The following is a 16,472-nucleotide window of genomic DNA, read 5'->3' on the forward strand; positions in this document are numbered from 1 at the left end:
GCGCTCCGCCATGACCACCCGCCGTACCTCAAGCTCTACCTCCAGCCATCCCTCCAGCCCTGCCGCTGCATCGTCCTCCGAGGCTGAACCGGCCAAACGCGCGCGCTGCCCAGCCTGCCTGCGCGCCGAAAGCAGCTGCATCTGCCGCTGGATCGCCCCCGTGGCCCATGCAGTGGACGTGCTGATCCTGCAGCATCCGCTGGAAGTCCACAACGCCAAGGGCAGTGCCCGCTTGCTGCACCTGAGCCTGCCCAACAGCCGCATGCTGACGGGCGAGCAGTTTGCCCCCGATACGCTCGCCGCAGTGCTGGCCGGCAAGCACAACGTGCTGCTGTACCCGGAGACGCCCGGCGACCGTTCGCTGGGCATCGCGCCGCCGCCCGCGCTCGACCCCGCCATCTTGCGCGATCCGGCCCGATTGTTGAGCCAATTGCGGCTGGTGGTGCTGGACGCCACCTGGCGCAAGAGCCGCAAGATGTTGTACCTGAATCCCCAGTTGCAACAGCTGCCGCGCCTGCCCCTGCGCGACACGCCCGCTTCCCATTACCTGATCCGCAAGGCGCATGCGCCAGACCAGTTATCGACCCTGGAAGCGACCTGCTATGCCCTGATGCAGTTGGAGCAGGACGCGTCCCGCTTCGTTCCCCTGATCACGGCATTTGATGGCTTTGTCGCACAGCAGTTGAGTTATGTCATGCCACATGGTGAAAAAGCGTGAAACGCCAGCACGCCAGCCCTTGATCTTGCCGGCACAGCGGCATAGTATACTGTACGTATATACAGTTAACGGGGCCGTTCATGAAAGCAATCATTCCAGAGCACGATGACAGCTTCGCCGGGCAAGCCATGTTGCCGCCGCAATCGCTGAAAGCCCTCAAGGGGCGCGGTGCCGTGTCGAACCTGCAAGGGCGCTACGAGGCGCATGCGCGCGCCGGTTTCGATGACGGCTGGAGCGTGGGTGGCCTGGATGAGATGGCTGGGGAAGAGGGCGCGCCGGGCTGGAAAACGCAGGTCAGCGACGAGCAGGCGCGCACCATCCTCACGCGCAACGCTTCGCCCGATTTGCCCTTCAATGTGTCGCTGAACCCGTACCGGGGCTGCGAACACGGCTGCATTTACTGCTTTGCCCGTCCCACGCACAGCTATCTGGGCCTGTCGCCGGGCCTGGACTTCGAAAGCCGCATCTATGCCAAGGTGAACGCCCCTGAGCTGTTGCGGCGCGAACTGGCCAAGCCGTCGTATGTGGCCGAGCCGATCGCCGTGGGCGTCAATACCGATGCGTATCAGCCGTGCGAACGCGAACGGCAGCTGACGCGGCGCGTGCTGGAAGTGTTGCACGAGTGCGAGCATCCCGTGGCGCTGATCACGAAATCGTCGCTGATCGAACGCGACATCGACATTCTGGCGCCGATGGCGGCCAGGCGCCTGGCCGCCGTGGCCGTCACTGTCACCACGCTCGACCCCGCCATCGCGCGCACGCTGGAGCCGCGCGCGGCGGCCCCTGCGCGGCGGCTGCGCACCATCCGCACCTTGACCGAGGCGGGCATCCCCGTGGGCGTGAGCATCGCGCCCATCATTCCGTTCGTGACGGAGCCGGAAATCGAGCAGCTGCTCGAAGCCGTGCGTGACGCGGGCGCCATCCACGCCCATTACGTGGTGCTGCGCCTGCCGTGGGAAGTGAGCCCATTGTTCCAGCAATGGCTGGAAGCGCACTTTCCGGAACGGGCCCAGCGCGTGATGAACCGCGTGCGCGAAATGCGCGGCGGCAAGGATTACGACAGCGCGTTCGGCACGCGCATGCGGGGCGAGGGCGTGTGGGCCGACCTGATCCGCCAGCGCTTTGAAAAAGCCGTGCACCGGCTGGGGCTGCATGGCAAGGGCGGCCGTTTCAAACAGCTCGATTGCACGCAGTTCCGCCGCCCGCTGGTGGTGCCGCCGTTGGGGAACTCGGCAAAAGGGGGCAATGCGGGGCAGCTGGATTTGTTTTAAGTTAAACCAGCGTCAGCGCTGATGCTGCCCGGGTACGCTGCGGCGCTGTCCTGGGCAGGTGCCTGGAACTGATCCTGGAGCTGCGCCAGATGTTGCTCGATGGCAAAGACATGCGGGTCGCTCTTGCCCAGTTCGCGCAGGGCGCTGGCCAGGTGCAGCAGGTATTCGCTGTTCGGGCCGCTGGGGCCGTGTGAACGGGCGATCTGGCGCGCGATATCGAGTTCCGGGGCGGCGCCGAGAAAGGCGGCGTTTTCCTCGTTAGCGATGTACACCAGGCCTTCGACCTTGCTGCCATCGTCGAAGGTGATCTCGGTGGCCAGGCGCAAATAGCCGTTCTTTTCGCGGTGGTCGAGGTGGGCGAAGACTTCGGGCGTGATCAGGTACGCCATGCCGTCGCACACGGCGCCGGCCTGCGGCACGATGGTGGCGACCCGGCCCGGCGCCATCGGCGTGCCCCGATGATCGTGCGAACCTTGCCAGAAACGCCGCGTCCAGCCGGCGATGCTGGCGGGGCGCCGTTCGATATAGGGAAAATCCGCCTTGTAGATCAGCGAGCCGTAGCCGAACAGCCAGACCTGGTCGTGACCGTCGAATGTGTTCATGCGCTGGTTGATGGCGATGGTGGCGGCGTCGATGGGCGACAGGTCGTGCTGGTCAGGCTGGGTCATGGCGTGTTTGCAGAGGGGCGATGCGCCATTATAAAGCGCTGCCCGCCGCGCTGCCGGCCGGCAGCGCGGCGCGTGCGCCGTTGTTTCCGCCCACGTTCCACTCGTGCGTCTCGACGAACTGGAACAGGAAGGCCATGAAGCTTTCGGCCGCCGGCGACAGCGAACGCCCCGTTTTCGTGTAGACGAAAAAGCGCCGCGTCAGTTCCGGCTGGTGCAGGGCGCGCATGTGCAATTTGTATAGTTTGACCATCGGTTCCGCGTACGGCAGGCAGACCGTGATGCCCAGGTTGGCGCTGACCATGGCCAGCGCCGTCGTCATGAAGGTCACCTCGTTGTAGGGATTGAGCGACAGCTCGCGAAACGCGCCGTGCATGTCGCGCAGCAGGCGTTCCGTGAACTGGCCTTGCAGCGAGATGAACGGGTAATCGCCCACGTCGGCCCAGGTGACGCGCTCTTTCTGCTGCAGCGGGTGCTGCTCGGGGAAGACCAGCACGAAGGGCATTTCGAACAGCACTTGCGCGGCGATTTCCGCCGTCGGATCGCGCTCGGGGCCGATGCCGAAATCGACTTCGCCGCTGAACACGCGCGCCGACACATTTTCCACGGGGCAATCGACCAGGCGCAACTGCACCTCCGGGTGCGCCTGGCGATAGGCGGCGATCACTTGCGGCAGCAGGGTGCAGGCCATCATCTGCGGCGCGGCGATGCGCACCAGGCCCGTCTTCAGGGCCTTGCGCTGGGCGATGCCGGCCATGGCGCCATCGAGGTCCTCGATCATCTTTTCAAACAGCGGATACAGTTCGCGGCCGATTTCCGACAGCTGCGTCTTGCGCGTGCTGCGCTCGACCACGCGCACGCCCAGAACGCTTTCCAGTTCCTTGATCAAGCCGCTCAAGGCCGATTGCGTCACGTGCAGGTATTCGGCGGCCAGGGTAAAACTGCCGGTCTTGGCCAGCGCCACGAAGGCGCGCATCTGTCGCAGGCTGGGACTCATAAGATAATCCGATAAATCAATGGTTAAAAATTGTTTGTATGATAGCTGTAACTCGATTCTAATGGTGAAAAGCTGAAAAACAGGCCAGCCATCGCGCCCCGGGCGCATCCATTGGAGACAAACACCATGAAGATCAAGCAAATCCACCACGTCGCCTACCGTTGCATCGACGCGAAGAAAACCGTCGAGTGGTACGTCAAGCATTTGAACATGAATTTCGTCCTCGCCATCGCCGAAGACCTGGTGCCGTCGACCAAGGCGCCGGACCCGTACATGCACGTCTTCCTCGACGCGGGCCAGGGCAATGTGCTGGCCTTCTTCGAGCTGCCGACGCAGCCGCCGATGGACCGCGACCGCAATACCCCGGCCTGGGTGCAGCACCTGGCGCTGGAAGTGGGCAGCATGGAAGAACTGCTGGCGGCCAAGGAGCGCCTGGTGGCTGCCGGCATCGAGGTGCTCGGTCCCGTCAACCACGCCATCTTCCAGTCGATCTATTTCTTCGATCCGAACGGCCACCGCCTGGAGCTGGCGGCCAACGTGGGCACGCCCGAGATGATGGCCAAGCTGGACGCCGTCAAATGGGAAATGCTGGAAGAATGGTCGCAGACGCGCCGCGCGCCGAAGCACGCCGCCTGGATGCACGCGCCGGCCGACGCCTGAGCGCCCCGGATCGGCAACCTCTCTGAAACAACCACCGAACAAGGAACACCATGAAACTCGCAACCCTGAAAAACGGCAGCCGTGACGGCGCCCTGATCCTCGTCAGCCGCGACCTGCGCCAGTACCAGCGCGTGGCCGCCATCGCTCCCACGCTGCAGGCAGCGCTCGACAACTGGGACGCCGTGGCGCCGAAACTGGAACAGGCCTACGCCGACCTGAACGCGGGCCAGGCGCCGGACGCGCAGCCGTTTGACGCCAATCTGTGCCACTCGCCGCTGCCGCGCGCCTACCAGTGGGCCGACGGTTCCGCCTACATCAACCATGTGGAACTGGTGCGCAAGGCACGCAACGCGGAAGTGCCGGCCTCGTTCTACACGGACCCGCTGATGTACCAGGGCGGCTCGGACAGTTTTATCGGCCCGCGCGACCCGATCTTCGCCCTGTCGGAAGAGTGGGGCATCGACCTGGAAGCCGAAGTGGCTGTCGTCACGGGCGACGTGGCCATGGGCGCCAGCGTGGACGATGCGGCGAAAGCCATTCGCCTGGTGATGCTGGTCAACGATGTCTCGCTGCGCAACCTGATTCCGGGCGAACTGGCCAAGGGTTTCGGTTTCTTCCAGTCGAAGGCGGCCAGCGCGTTTTCGCCCGTCGCCGTCACGCCCGATGAACTCGGTGCCGACTGGGCCGACAGCAAGCTGCATTTGCCGCTGCTGGTGGACCTGAACGACAAGCCCTTCGGCAAACCGAATGCGGGCGAAGACATGACCTTCAATTTTGCGCAGCTGGTGGCGCATGCGGCGAAGACGCGCGAACTGGGCGCCGGCAGCATCGTCGGCTCGGGCACCGTGTCGAACAAGCAGGGCAACCTGTTCGGTTCCAGCATCGAAAATGGCGGCGTGGGCTATTGCTGCCTGGCCGAAGTGCGCATGTATGAAACCATCGAACACGGCGCGCCGAAGACGGCGTACCTGCAGTTCGGCGACTCGGTGCGCATCGAGATGCGCGACGCGGCCGGTGCCAGCATCTTCGGCAGCATCGAGCAGACGGTCGCGCTGTACGCCGGCCGCGCCTGAAAGGACGCCACGCCATGAGCATGAAGCTGTACACCTATTTCCGCAGTTCGGCCGCCTACCGCGTGCGCATCGCCTTGAATCTCAAAGGCATCGCCTACGACAGCATCCCCGTGCATCTGCTGCAGGACGGCGGCCAGCAGTTGCTGCCGGCCTACCGCGCCGTCAACCCGTCGGCGCTGGTGCCGGCGCTCGATGACGACGGCGCCATCCTGACGCAGTCGCTGGCGATGCTCGAATACCTGGACGAGACGCGGCCAGCCGTGCCGCTGCTGCCGGGCGATGCGCTGGGGCGCGCCCGCGTGCGCGCGCTGGCGCTGGCGATCGCCTGCGATGCGCATCCGCTGACGAATCTGCGCGTCCTGAAATACCTGAAAAACACGCTGGGCCTGTCGGACGAGGCCAAGCAGGAGTGGTACCGCCACTGGATGGCCGAGGGGCTGGCGGCCGTCGAAGCGCTGCTGGCGCAGGGCGACCCGGCCGGCACGGGCCTGTTCTGCCATGGCGACAGCCCGACGATGGCCGACTGCTGCCTGGTGCCGCAAGTGTTCAATGCGCAGCGTTTCGCCATCGACCTGGCGCCATACCCGCGCGTGGCGCGCATCCACGCGCATTGCGCCGGCTTGCCGGCGTTTGCCGCCGCCCATCCGTCGCAGCAGCCGGACGCCGAATAGGGCGTCAGGTCAACAAGGGGAGCAGGTTCAGCTCCACTCAACCCTGTCCCGTCCGCCATGTTTGGCGCGGTACAGGGCCTGGTCGGCGCGGATCAGCAGATCGGTCATGTTGTCCGCTTCCCGCCTGGTTGCCGCGGTCGATTGCGGCGTGTTGCATGTCACGCCGATGCTGATGGTCAGGCTGACCAGTTGACCGTCATCGCATTCCACGCGCAAGCTGGCTGCCGCCAGGCGCAGGCGCTCGGCCGCTTCCAGCGCCACTGACAGCGGCGTCTCCGGCATCAGCAGCACGAATTCCTCGCCCCCAAAGCGCGCCGCCGTATCCATGCCCCGTGTGACGCTGCGCAGCACTTGCGCGACGGCGGCGATGGCGCGGTCGCCCGCGTCGTGGCCATGGTCGTCATTGATGCGCTTGAAATGGTCGATATCGATCATCAGCAGCGACAGCGTATGGCCGAAGCGTTGGGCGCGTTCAAGTTCCTCTGTCAGCCGCAGGGTCATCATGCGGCGGTTCCCCAGGCCCGTCAGCGGGTCGGTCGTGGCTTGCTGCTCCAGCCGGGAGTTGGCCACCAGCAGTTCCAGGGTGCGCCGCAAGACCCGTTCCTCGAGCATGTCGCGCTCCGCATGCAGCGCCGCCACGCTGGCGCGGCGGCTGCGCCGCGCCAGTAGCAGGGCCGTAATCAGCACCGCTTGCAGCGCGATCAGCGACAGTCCGACGATGATCTGCCAGTGATATTGCGCCCATACACCCTGTGGCCGGTTCAGGATGCGCGACTCGCCGGGCAGATTGCGCAAGCCGAAACGCTGTACCGCGGCATCGTCGAAGATAGTTGCCTGCATGCCATCCGGGTCGGGCGTTCTGCCCAGCAGAATGCGCGCAATGGTGCGCCCCACTTTCTCTCCGCTGATGACATAGCCGCCCACCACGCCGGGCAGTATCAGCGATTCCACGCTGGTGAAAATGGGCACGGCGCTGCGCGAGGCCAGGTCGCGCGCCATGGCGGGCGGCGTGGTGCGCTGCCCCAGTTCGTCGCGGTAGACGGGCAGCAGGTAGATGGCGCTGCCCTGTCCCAGCGTGCCGGTGCGGCGCCACAACTCTTCCTGGCTCAGGTGATCCCAGAAGTCGACCTTGAGACGGTCCTGGTAGGGCGCAATGGCGGTGCGGATGGCGGCGATCCATGCCTGGCCGCGTGCGCTGCCGTCGCCGACGACGGCGATATGGCGCAGTCCTGGCGTCACTTGCAGCATGACGGCGATGGCCTTGCCGAAATCGTGGCGCACATCGAGATTGACGCCGTCGGCAGGCGTCCAGTCCTGCCGTCCCTGATTCACATAGTAGCGGGGCACGCCGGGAAACAGCTGCGGATGCTGGCTCAGGAACTGGGCCGCCAGGTAGTTTTCCGTGATGATGGCGTCGAATTGCACCATCCTGTACTTGGTTTGCAGATAGGTTTCCAGGCCGGCGACGGCAGGCTGTTCGCCCACGCGTACGGAATCGAGCCGCTCCTCATAGATGCCGGGCGCGAGGTGCCAGTTCTCGTTGGCCAGCTCAGCGCTCATGCCCTTGTGGATCAGCGTTTGCCATTGCGAGGAAGCATCGCTGCCCAGCGAATACAGTACCAGCACTTGCCTTGGCGCAAAACGCGGTGCGCTGATCTCCGCCAGGTCTTGCGCATGGACGGGGGCGTTGCAGCATAGCCATAGCAGAAAGCTCAGGCAGGGCAGGCGTATCGCGGCGCTCAATCGGATGAGGTAGGGACGGGGCATGGACAGGGCGGTGTGTTGAGAACTTGCCCAGGCGCAATGAGCGTTAGTGGATCGAAGAAGCCCGTAAGCACTATATCTTGATGCGGCTCAAGTTCCAAGGAAACCAGTCTAGCATTGCCGGCCACGATTGGCGCAGGCGGCGTGTAATTTTTGATACGGTTGTTGCAATATTGGTATTGCTGTGAAATATGGGAATGGTGCCCATTCAACAACGCAGGCGTATCGGTGCGCTACAATTTGCGTTTGCCCAAATACTTCACGCCTCATGACCGCAACCACCGTTCCTGCCAGCATCACCGATGCCCTGTCCCTGGCGCACGCTTCCTGGCGTCCCATCCTGCTGCGCGGCTTGCACGCCGTGATGGCGGCCGATCCCGCCTACCTGCCGGCGCTGGCCGCCGACGATTATCTGCCCACGCAGGGCCGGCTGTTCGCCGCCTTTGCCCTGCCGCTGGCGCAGGTGCGCCATGTGCTGGTGGGTGAGGGGCCGTACCCGCGCGCCGACAGCGCCACGGGCGTGTGCTTCATGGATGGCGCCGTCGGCGGTTTATGGTCGGCCACGGGCCTGTCGAAGCCCGTCAACCGCGCCACGTCCCTGCGCAACTTCATGAAGATGCTGCTGGTGGCCGATGGCCAACTGCAGGGTGGCGACACGTCCGGCGCGGCCATGGCGCCCGTGGCGGCCGCCGCGCTGCAAGCCGGCAGCGGCGTGATCCAGACCCTGCCCGACTTGCAGCGCAAGATGACGGAGCAGGGTTTCTTGCTGCTCAACGCGGCGCTGGTGTTCCGTTCCCACGTGCCGCCCGTGCAGGATGCGCGCGGCTGGCTACCCTTCCTGCAAGTGGTGCTCGAAGCGCTGGCGCAGCAGGGCGGGGCAGCCTTGCCGCAACTGGTGTTGTGGGGCAAGATTGCCGAGCTCATCAAACGCCTGCCGGTGGCGGCAATGCTGCCGCAGGTGACGGCGGAACATCCGTATAATCTGTCCTTTATCGGCAACAGCGACATGCAGGCCTTGTTTGGCCCGATGCAACTGTTGCGTGCTTGAGATTGAATTGGCGCCTGTCTGGCGGAAGTGCGGGGAATATGCAAATCAGTAATGTCGAAGAATTGAAGGCGTGGATAGCGGCGGGCGGCGTGCCCGACTATCTGTATTTCTGGGGGCACACGCCGGCGCAGCCGCAGGTGCCCGACAAAAGTTGCTTCAGCCAGTGGTTTCCGTCGCCGTTCAGTCTCGCCGGCGTGACGTATGCGACGGCCGAGCACTACATGATGGCGCAAAAGGCGGCCCTGTTTGGCGATACGGCCGTGCAGGCGCGCATCGTGGCGGCCGGGCGGCCGTCGGAAGTGAAGAAGCTGGGGCGCGAAGTGGCCAATTTTGACGCCAAGGTGTGGGAAGCGGCGCGCGCCGGCATCGTCTTCGATGGCAACTTTGCCAAGTTCTCGCAAAAGGCCGCGCTGCGCAAGTTTTTGCTCGGCACGGGCGAGCGCGTCATCGTCGAAGCCAGTCCCGTCGACCGCATCTGGGGCGTGGGCCTGGCCTCGGACAATCCGCGCATCGGCGATCCGTCGCGCTGGGACGGCTTGAACCTGCTGGGGTTTGAGTTAATGAAAGTGCGCAGCGCTCTGCGCGCTTGAGCAGTACTGTTGTTTTCCTGAAGCCGCCGCGCCTGGCGCGGCCGGCTATGCCCCTGCCAGCCCTGTGGTCATCGAGGGGCGCTCTGACAAACCCCGCCGAATTTGTTATACTTGACTAAATCATTCAACTACTCAGGGTTTGAGAAGTTGAAAAGCCGCAATATTTTAAACTAGTTGAACCGAGGATGTATGCGTCTGACTACAAAAGGCCGTTTTGCCGTGACTGCAATGATCGATCTTGCCCTGCGCCAGGGCAAGGGACCGGTCACCTTGTCCGGCATCAGCCAGCGCCAGTCGATTTCCCTGTCCTACCTGGAACAGCTGTTCGGCAAGCTGCGCCGGCATGAGATCGTCGAGTCGATCCGTGGTCCGGGCGGCGGCTACAGCCTGGCGCGCCGTGCCGACAAGGTGACGGTGGCCGACATCATCATCGCCGTCGATGAGCCGCTGGACGCCACGCAGTGCGGCGGCAAGGAGCATTGCCACGGCGCCGACGCGGCCACGGGTGCGCGCTGCATGACGCATGAATTGTGGTCCACACTCAACGAAAAAATGGTCGATTATCTGGATTCTGTGTCCTTGCAGGACCTGGTCGACCAGCAGAGACAAAAGATTGCCGACCAAAGCGTGATGGTGATGCACCGTAACCACGCCGCCCTCGGTTGATAAATACAAAATACTAAGTTGCTGATTGCATTGGAGTTATTGATGAACGCCCCTGAAAAAAACGTAGGCCAAGTGCACTTTGAAACCGCACCGCATTTCCCGATCTACATGGATTACTCGGCCACCACGCCGATCGATCCACGCGTCGCCGACAAAATGATTCCTTACCTGCGCGAGCAGTTCGGCAATCCGGCATCGCGCAGCCACATGTATGGCTGGACGGCGGAAAAAGCCGTGGAAGAGGCACGCGGCTACGTGGCGGCCCTGGTGAACGCCGATCCGCGCGAAATCATCTGGACTTCCGGCGCGACGGAAAGCAACAACCTGGCCATCAAGGGCGCGGCGCAGTTCTACAAGACCAAGGGCAAGCACATCATCACCGTCAAGACCGAACATAAATCGGTGCTCGACACGGTGCGCGAACTGGAACGCATCGGCTTCGAAGCGACCTATCTGGAACCGCAGGACAACGGCCTGATCACCGTCGAACAGCTGGCCGCGGCCGTGCGCCCGGACACCATCCTCGTGTCGGTGATGCTGGTGAACAACGAAATCGGCGTGATCCAGCCGATCGACGACATCGGCGTGTTCTGCCGCTCGAAAGGCATCATCTTCCATTGCGACGCCGCGCAAGCGACGGGCAAGGTCGTCATCGACCTGCAACAGACCAAGGTCGACCTGATGACCTTCACGGCACACAAAACCTACGGCCCGAAAGGCGTGGGCGCCCTGTACGTCTGCCGCAAGCCGCGCGTGCGCCTGGAAGCGCAGATGCACGGTGGCGGCCATGAGCGCGGCCTGCGCTCGGGCACCCTGCCGACGCACCAGATCGTCGGCATGGGCGAAAGCTTCCGCATCGCCAAGGAAGAGATGGACAGCGAAATCGGCCGCATCAAGGCCTTGCGCGACCGCCTGGCCAAGGGTTTGCAAGAGATCGAAGAAGTCTACATCAACGGCGACATGGAGCACCGCGTGCCGCACAACCTGAACGTCAGCTTCAACTACGTTGAAGGCGAGTCGCTGATCATGGCGATCAAGGATATCGCCGTGTCGTCCGGTTCGGCCTGCACTTCGGCCAGCCTGGAACCATCGTACGTGCTGCGCGCCCTGGGCCGCAGCGACGAACTGGCGCACAGCTCGATCCGCTTCACCATCGGCCGCTTCTCGACCGAGGAAGACATCGACTTCGCCGTGAACCTGCTGAAATCGAAAGTACACAAGCTGCGCGAATTGTCGCCCCTGTGGGACATGTTCAAGGAAGGGATCGACATCAATTCGATCCAATGGGCGGCACACTAACCATCACGAAGGCTCCGCTCACGGGGCCGGCAAGAATATTAAAGGAGCATCAAAATGGCTTACTCGGACAAAGTACTCGATCACTACGAAAACCCGCGCAACGTGGGCGCTTTCGACAAGGGTGATGACACCATCGGCACCGGCATGGTGGGCGCGCCCGCCTGCGGCGACGTGATGAAACTGCAGATCAAGGTCGGCGCCGACGGCCTGATCGAAGACGCGAAATTCAAGACCTACGGCTGCGGTTCGGCCATCGCGTCGAGCTCGCTGGTGACTGAATGGGTCAAGGGCAAGACCCTGGACCAGGCGCTGGCCATCAAGAATACGCAGATCGCCGAAGAACTGGCCCTGCCACCAGTGAAAATCCACTGCTCCATCCTGGCGGAAGACGCCATCAAGGCGGCAGTGCTGGATTACCAGACCCGCCATCCAGTAGCAGCTTAAACGTTGGCAGCCCGCCCCAGCCGCAAGGCCGGGGCAGTTGCGGAGAAATACATGATCACACTGACCGAAAAAGCGGCGAAACACATCAACCGTTATATCGAACGGCGCGGCAAGGGCATGGGCTTGCGCTTTGGCGTGCGCACCACGGGCTGCTCGGGCCTGGCTTACAAGCTCGAATATGTCGATGAAGTGGCGGCCGAAGACAGCGTCTTCGAATCGCACGGCGTGAAGGTCTTCGTTGACCCGAAAAGCCTGCCTTACATTGACGGCACGGAACTCGATTTCGCGCGCGAAGGCTTGAACGAAGGCTTCAAGTTCCACAATCCGAACGAAAAAGACGCCTGCGGCTGCGGCGAGTCCTTTAGGATTTAAACAGCTGGCAAGACCCCGGTCGGTGCGCTGTACCCATCGATTGCGGTACAGCGACCACCGACCATTATGCAAAATCACTTCGAATTATTCCAGTTGCCGGCGCAGTTCTCGCTCGACATGAGCGCGCTCGACTCTGCCTACCGCGACGTGCAGGGCAAGGTCCACCCGGACCGTTTCATCAACGCCAGCAGCGCTGAAAAGCGCGTGGCGATGCAATGGGCCACGCGCGCCAATGAAGCCTATCAAACCCTGAAAAGCCCGCAAAAGCGCGCGCAATACCTGTGCGAGCTCCATGGCGTCGATTTGCAGACGGAATCGAACACGGCCATGCCCGTCAGCTTCCTGATGCAGCAGATGGAATGGCGCGAGGAACTCGGCGATGCGCGTGCCGGCAAGGATGCCGATGCGCTCGACGCCCTGGACCGCCAGTTGCGCGGCGAACGCAAGGCGCTGCTGGCCCAGGTGGCGGCTCAGCTCGACGGGGCCGACTATGTGAATGCCGCGCAAAGCGTGCGCGCCCTGATGTTCCTCGACAAATTCGGCGAGGAAGTCCGTTTTGCATACGAAGCCATGGAAGCCTGACTGACCAAGCGCCAGTCCGGCGCGCGTCTTATAATGCGCGACAGGCATCAGCAGCACCACGCACAAAATTAATCGAGGCACGAATACAATGGCACTTCTGCAAATTTCCGAACCAGGCATGTCGACCGCGCCGCACCAGCACCGCCTGGCCGTCGGCATCGATCTGGGCACCACCAATTCCCTGGTCGCCACCGTGCGCAACAGCATTCCCGAGGTGCTCAACGACGAAGACGGGCGCTCCCTGCTGCCCTCCGTCGTGCGCTACCTGCCGAACGGCCATGCGAACATCGGCTACAAGGCCTTGTCCGCGCAAACCACCGACCCGAAGAACACCATCGTGTCCGTCAAGCGCTTCATGGGCCGTGGCCTGGCCGACATCGCCTACGCGGAAAACCTGCCCTACGACTTCCAGGATACGCCTGGCATGGTGCAGCTGAAAACCGTGGCCGGCGTGAAAAGCCCCGTCGAAGTGTCGGCGCAAATTCTCGCCACGCTGCGCCAGCGCGCGGAAGATTCCCTCGGCGACGACCTGGTCGGCGCCGTGATCACCGTGCCCGCCTATTTTGACGACGCGCAGCGCCAGGCGACCAAAGATGCGGCACAACTGGCCGGCATCAATGTCTTGCGTCTGCTCAGCGAGCCGACGGCCGCCGCCATCGCGTATGGCCTCGACAATGCCTCCGAAGGCGTGTACGCCGTGTATGACCTCGGCGGCGGCACCTTCGACATCTCGATCCTGAAACTGAGCAAGGGTGTCTTTGAAGTCTTGTCCACGGGCGGCGATTCGGCCCTGGGCGGCGACGATTTCGACCGCCGCCTGTTCTGCTGGATCAGCGAGCACGCCAAGCTGGCGCCACTGTCGGACGAAGACACGGCGATCCTGATGGTGAAGGCGCGCGAAATCAAGGAAACGCTGTCGACCAAGTCGGAAACGATGATCGACGCGGCCCTGAACTCGGGCGAAGAAATTCACCTGCGCATCACGGCGACGGAGTTTGCCGCCATGACGCAGCACCTGGTGGGCAAGACCATGAACGCCATCAAGAAAGCCTTGCGCGACGCGAACGTGGATGCGGACGACGTCGACGGCGTGGTGATGGTCGGTGGCGCCACGCGCATGCCGCACGTGCAGCGCGCCGTCAGCGAATTCTTCCACACGACGCCGCACGCGAATATCGACCCCGATAAAGTCGTGGCGCTGGGCGCCGCCATCCAGGCGAACTTGCTGGCTGGTAACCGCGCCGCCGGCGACGACTGGCTGCTGCTGGACGTGATTCCGCTGTCTCTGGGCATCGAGACCATGGGCGGCCTGGTGGAAAAGATCATTCCGCGCAATTCGACCATACCGTGCGCCCGTGCGCAGGAATTCACGACCTTTAAAGATGGCCAGACGGCGCTGGCCGTGCACGTGCTGCAGGGCGAGCGCGAACTGGTGAGCGATTGCCGTTCGCTGGCGCGCTTTGAACTGCGCGGCATCCCGCCGATGGTGGCGGGCGCCGCGCGCATCCGCATCACGTATCAGGTCGATGCGGACGGCTTGCTGTCGGTGTCGGCACGCGAATTGCGCTCGGGCGTGGAAGCGTCGATCAGCGTCAAGCCGGCCTATGGCCTGGGCGACGACGACATCGCGCGCATGCTGCAGGATTCGTACACCTCGGCCGACGTCGACATGGTGGCGCGCGCGCTGCGCGAAGAGCAGGTGGAAGCGGAACGCATCCTGCTGGCCACGCAGTCGGCGCTCGATGAAGACGGCGGCTTGCTCGATGACGCCGAGCGCGCCACCGTGGATGGCTTGATGAACAAGGTGCGCGAGGCCATTGCGCAATCGCAAAGCGGCGCCATCGACCACCAGGCCCTGAAGCTGGCGATCGAGGCGCTGGCCGACGGCACCGAGGATTTCGCCTCGCGCCGCATGGACCGCAGCGTGCGCACCGCTCTGACCGGAAAAACGCTGGACCAGGTCGTACAAGACTAATTGAACAGCGCGCCGCGCACATGCTGCGGCCGCGCTCCGAATGACAGACTGAAAGAAGACACCATGCCACAAATCGTTATCCTGCCGCACGCCAAGCTTTGCCCGGACGGCGCCGTCATCGAAGCCCCGGCCGGCAAGTCCATCTGCGACATCCTGCTGGAAAACGACATCGACATCGAGCACGCCTGCGAAAAATCGTGCGCCTGCACCACCTGCCACGTGCTGGTGCGTGAAGGCATCGAATCGCTGAACGAAGCGACGGAACTGGAAGAAGACATGCTGGACAAGGCCTGGGGCCTGGAAGCCGTGTCGCGCCTGTCGTGCCAGTCCATCGTGGCCGACGCCGACCTCGTCGTCGAAATCCCGAAATACACGATCAACCAGGTCAGCGAAGGCAGCCACTAAATGAAATGGTCCGACATACACGCGATCGCCGAGGCGCTGTACGATGCGCATCCGGACATCGATCCCCTGACCGTGCGTTTCACCGACCTGCATAACTGGGTGGTGGAACTGGACGGCTTCGACGACGACCACACGCGCGGCGGCGAAAAAGTGCTCGAAGCGATACAGATGGCGTGGATCGATGAAGCGCGCTAAGGGCGCGGCAGCCGCCGCCACCGCAGCCGTTGCGCCGAAAGACGTCATCACGGCCGCCAGCAACATGCCCGAGATCAAGGATGGCCAGTCGGTCGCCTTGCTGCAGGAATTGCACATCCTGACGCGCGACGGCAAGATGAACCAGGACAGCCGCCGCAAGCTCAAGCAGGTGTACCACCTGACGCAGTTCATCGAGCCGCTGCTGCGCGAAGTGCAGCTCGACCACCCCGGCGTCTCGCTGGTCGACCACGGCGCCGGCAAGTCCTACCTGGGTTTCATCCTGTACGACCTGTTCTTCAAGAACGGCAACGACGGTTCGCACATCTACGGCATCGAGACGCGCGAAGAGCTGGTGCAGCGTTCGCAAGAGCTGGCGAAGAAATTCAAGTTCCCCGGCATGTCGTTTTTACCGCTGTCCGTGGCCGAATCGACGGAATCAAACTTGCTGCCGCAACAGATCGACATCGTCACGGCCTTGCATGCGTGCAACACGGCTACCGATGATGCGATCCACTTCGCGCTGAAGAAAAAGGCGAAGTTCATGGTGCTGGTGCCGTGTTGCCAGGCCGAAGTGGCGTCCGTGTTGAAGAAGAACAAGGGCAAGAGCCTGGGCAAGAGTGTCTTGACGGAATTGTGGCGCCACCCGCTGCACACGCGCGAGTTCGGCAGCCAGATCACCAACGTGCTGCGCTGTCTGCAGCTGGAAGCGCATGGCTACCAGGTCAGCGTGACGGAGCTGGTGGGCTGGGAACATTCGATGAAGAATGAACTGATCATCGCCAGTTATAAAAACTTGCCGCGGCAGCGTCCGACGGAGCGCCTGCAGGAAGTACTACAGACCTTGGGCCTGGAAGAGATGGGCCACCGCTTCTTTGCCGAGGAATTGGCCAAGGCGCAGGCCTGATTGTTGGATTACGCGGCAAGCCGCTAATCCAACCTACAAAATCTGTCACGGCCGCGTAGATACTGTTATCCCCGTCAAGCGGCGTGCAAGGCCGGATCAAATATTTTCCCCGACCTGAGCACGCCGAATGCCACGTGCACCAGCTTGCGCATCATGGCGCCGATGATCAGTTT

19 protein-coding genes and 1 pseudogene are annotated in these 16,472 nt (G+C 63.2%); 16 read left to right on the forward strand and 4 right to left on the reverse strand.

The features are described from left to right. Nucleotides 1-10: 10 nt before the first annotated feature. Entirely contained in the window at nt 11-718 is a 708-nt protein-coding gene (locus tag ACP7DW_RS23915; protein WP_426056835.1) for a tRNA-uridine aminocarboxypropyltransferase, read from the forward strand. Between the two features lie 80 nt (nt 719-798). Then, on the forward strand, nt 799-1,989 hold the full coding sequence (locus ACP7DW_RS23920) for a PA0069 family radical SAM protein (protein ID WP_426056833.1): 1,191 nt from the start codon (nt 799-801) through the stop codon (nt 1,987-1,989). On the opposite strand, the gene ACP7DW_RS23925 is transcribed toward ACP7DW_RS23920, so the two are convergent. Both ACP7DW_RS23925 and ACP7DW_RS23930 read right to left on the reverse strand, forming a co-directional pair. Next, entirely contained in the window at nt 1,986-2,624 is a 639-nt protein-coding gene (locus tag ACP7DW_RS23925) for a gamma-glutamylcyclotransferase (protein ID WP_426056940.1), read from the reverse strand. The two genes, ACP7DW_RS23920 and ACP7DW_RS23925, sit on opposite strands and share 4 nt — an antisense overlap. Nucleotides 2,625-2,685: 61 nt before the next feature. Then, a complete protein-coding gene (locus ACP7DW_RS23930; protein ID WP_426056831.1) occupies nt 2,686-3,651 on the reverse strand; it encodes a LysR substrate-binding domain-containing protein in 966 nt (321 codons plus the stop codon). A 126-nt stretch (nt 3,652-3,777) separates the two neighbouring features. Between ACP7DW_RS23930 and ACP7DW_RS23935 the strand changes: the two genes are divergently transcribed. From ACP7DW_RS23935 to maiA, 3 genes are read left to right on the forward strand one after another with little or no spacing between them, the layout of a single operon-like run. Further along, nucleotides 3,778-4,311 (forward strand): VOC family protein, encoded by a 534-nt coding sequence (locus ACP7DW_RS23935; RefSeq protein ID WP_070311278.1) that lies wholly within the window; start codon nt 3,778-3,780, stop codon nt 4,309-4,311. Nucleotides 4,312-4,361: 50 nt separating this feature from the next. Further along, entirely contained in the window at nt 4,362-5,384 is a 1,023-nt protein-coding gene (locus ACP7DW_RS23940; RefSeq protein ID WP_426056828.1) for a fumarylacetoacetate hydrolase family protein, read from the forward strand. Between the two features lie 20 nt (nt 5,385-5,404). Beyond that, a complete protein-coding gene (gene maiA / locus ACP7DW_RS23945; RefSeq protein ID WP_426056939.1) occupies nt 5,405-6,055 on the forward strand; it encodes a maleylacetoacetate isomerase in 651 nt (216 codons plus the stop codon). A gap of 27 nt (nt 6,056-6,082) precedes the next feature. Here the strand turns inward: maiA and ACP7DW_RS23950 are convergent, their stop codons facing one another. After that, a complete protein-coding gene (locus ACP7DW_RS23950) occupies nt 6,083-7,822 on the reverse strand; it encodes a diguanylate cyclase (RefSeq protein ID WP_426056826.1) in 1,740 nt (579 codons plus the stop codon). Nucleotides 7,823-8,087: 265 nt separating this feature from the next. Between ACP7DW_RS23950 and ACP7DW_RS23955 the strand changes: the two genes are divergently transcribed. From ACP7DW_RS23955 to ACP7DW_RS24005, 11 genes are all read left to right on the forward strand, one after another. Next, nucleotides 8,088-8,867, forward strand: a complete 780-nt coding sequence (locus ACP7DW_RS23955; RefSeq protein WP_426056824.1) for a uracil-DNA glycosylase — start codon at nt 8,088-8,090, stop codon at nt 8,865-8,867. Between the two features lie 38 nt (nt 8,868-8,905). Further along, a complete protein-coding gene (locus ACP7DW_RS23960; protein ID WP_298409904.1) occupies nt 8,906-9,457 on the forward strand; it encodes an NADAR family protein in 552 nt (183 codons plus the stop codon). A gap of 189 nt (nt 9,458-9,646) precedes the next feature. Next, nucleotides 9,647-10,123 (forward strand): Fe-S cluster assembly transcriptional regulator IscR, encoded by a 477-nt coding sequence (iscR, locus tag ACP7DW_RS23965; protein ID WP_426056822.1) that lies wholly within the window; start codon nt 9,647-9,649, stop codon nt 10,121-10,123. Nucleotides 10,124-10,165: 42 nt separating this feature from the next. After that, nucleotides 10,166-11,422 (forward strand): IscS subfamily cysteine desulfurase, encoded by a 1,257-nt coding sequence (locus tag ACP7DW_RS23970; RefSeq protein WP_426056820.1) that lies wholly within the window; start codon nt 10,166-10,168, stop codon nt 11,420-11,422. Nucleotides 11,423-11,476: 54 nt separating this feature from the next. After that, nucleotides 11,477-11,866: a Fe-S cluster assembly scaffold IscU gene (gene iscU / locus ACP7DW_RS23975; protein WP_010399775.1), complete on the forward strand. Its 390-nt coding sequence runs from the start codon at nt 11,477-11,479 to the stop codon at nt 11,864-11,866. Nucleotides 11,867-11,917: 51 nt separating this feature from the next. Then, nucleotides 11,918-12,238 carry an iron-sulfur cluster assembly protein IscA gene (gene iscA / locus ACP7DW_RS23980; RefSeq protein WP_010399774.1) on the forward strand — a complete coding sequence of 107 codons (321 nt, stop codon included), beginning with the start codon at nt 11,918-11,920 and terminating at the stop codon, nt 12,236-12,238. Nucleotides 12,239-12,304: 66 nt separating this feature from the next. Then, a complete protein-coding gene (gene hscB / locus ACP7DW_RS23985) occupies nt 12,305-12,820 on the forward strand; it encodes a Fe-S protein assembly co-chaperone HscB (RefSeq protein WP_426056817.1) in 516 nt (171 codons plus the stop codon). Between the two features lie 88 nt (nt 12,821-12,908). Then, nucleotides 12,909-14,795 carry a Fe-S protein assembly chaperone HscA gene (hscA, locus tag ACP7DW_RS23990; protein WP_426056816.1) on the forward strand — a complete coding sequence of 629 codons (1,887 nt, stop codon included), beginning with the start codon at nt 12,909-12,911 and terminating at the stop codon, nt 14,793-14,795. Between the two features lie 63 nt (nt 14,796-14,858). Continuing rightward, on the forward strand, nt 14,859-15,200 hold the full coding sequence (gene fdx, locus ACP7DW_RS23995; protein WP_035820570.1) for an ISC system 2Fe-2S type ferredoxin: 342 nt from the start codon (nt 14,859-14,861) through the stop codon (nt 15,198-15,200). After that, the gene (gene iscX / locus ACP7DW_RS24000) at nt 15,201-15,395 is read left to right on the forward strand and encodes a Fe-S cluster assembly protein IscX (RefSeq protein ID WP_071076333.1); all 195 of its coding nucleotides are present in this window, start codon (nt 15,201-15,203) and stop codon (nt 15,393-15,395) included. Further along, nucleotides 15,382-16,299 carry a class I SAM-dependent methyltransferase gene (locus tag ACP7DW_RS24005; protein ID WP_426056813.1) on the forward strand — a complete coding sequence of 306 codons (918 nt, stop codon included), beginning with the start codon at nt 15,382-15,384 and terminating at the stop codon, nt 16,297-16,299. Before iscX ends, ACP7DW_RS24005 begins: the two co-directional genes overlap by 14 nt. Nucleotides 16,300-16,373: 74 nt before the next feature. Here ACP7DW_RS24005 and ACP7DW_RS24010 read toward each other — a convergent pair. Next, nucleotides 16,374-16,472, reverse strand: a pseudogene (locus tag ACP7DW_RS24010) (IS110 family transposase); the annotation flags it as partial.

Source organism: Janthinobacterium sp. PSRC1-1, assembly GCF_049897525.1.
Taxonomy (GTDB): domain Bacteria; phylum Pseudomonadota; class Gammaproteobacteria; order Burkholderiales; family Burkholderiaceae_D; genus Janthinobacterium; species Janthinobacterium tructae.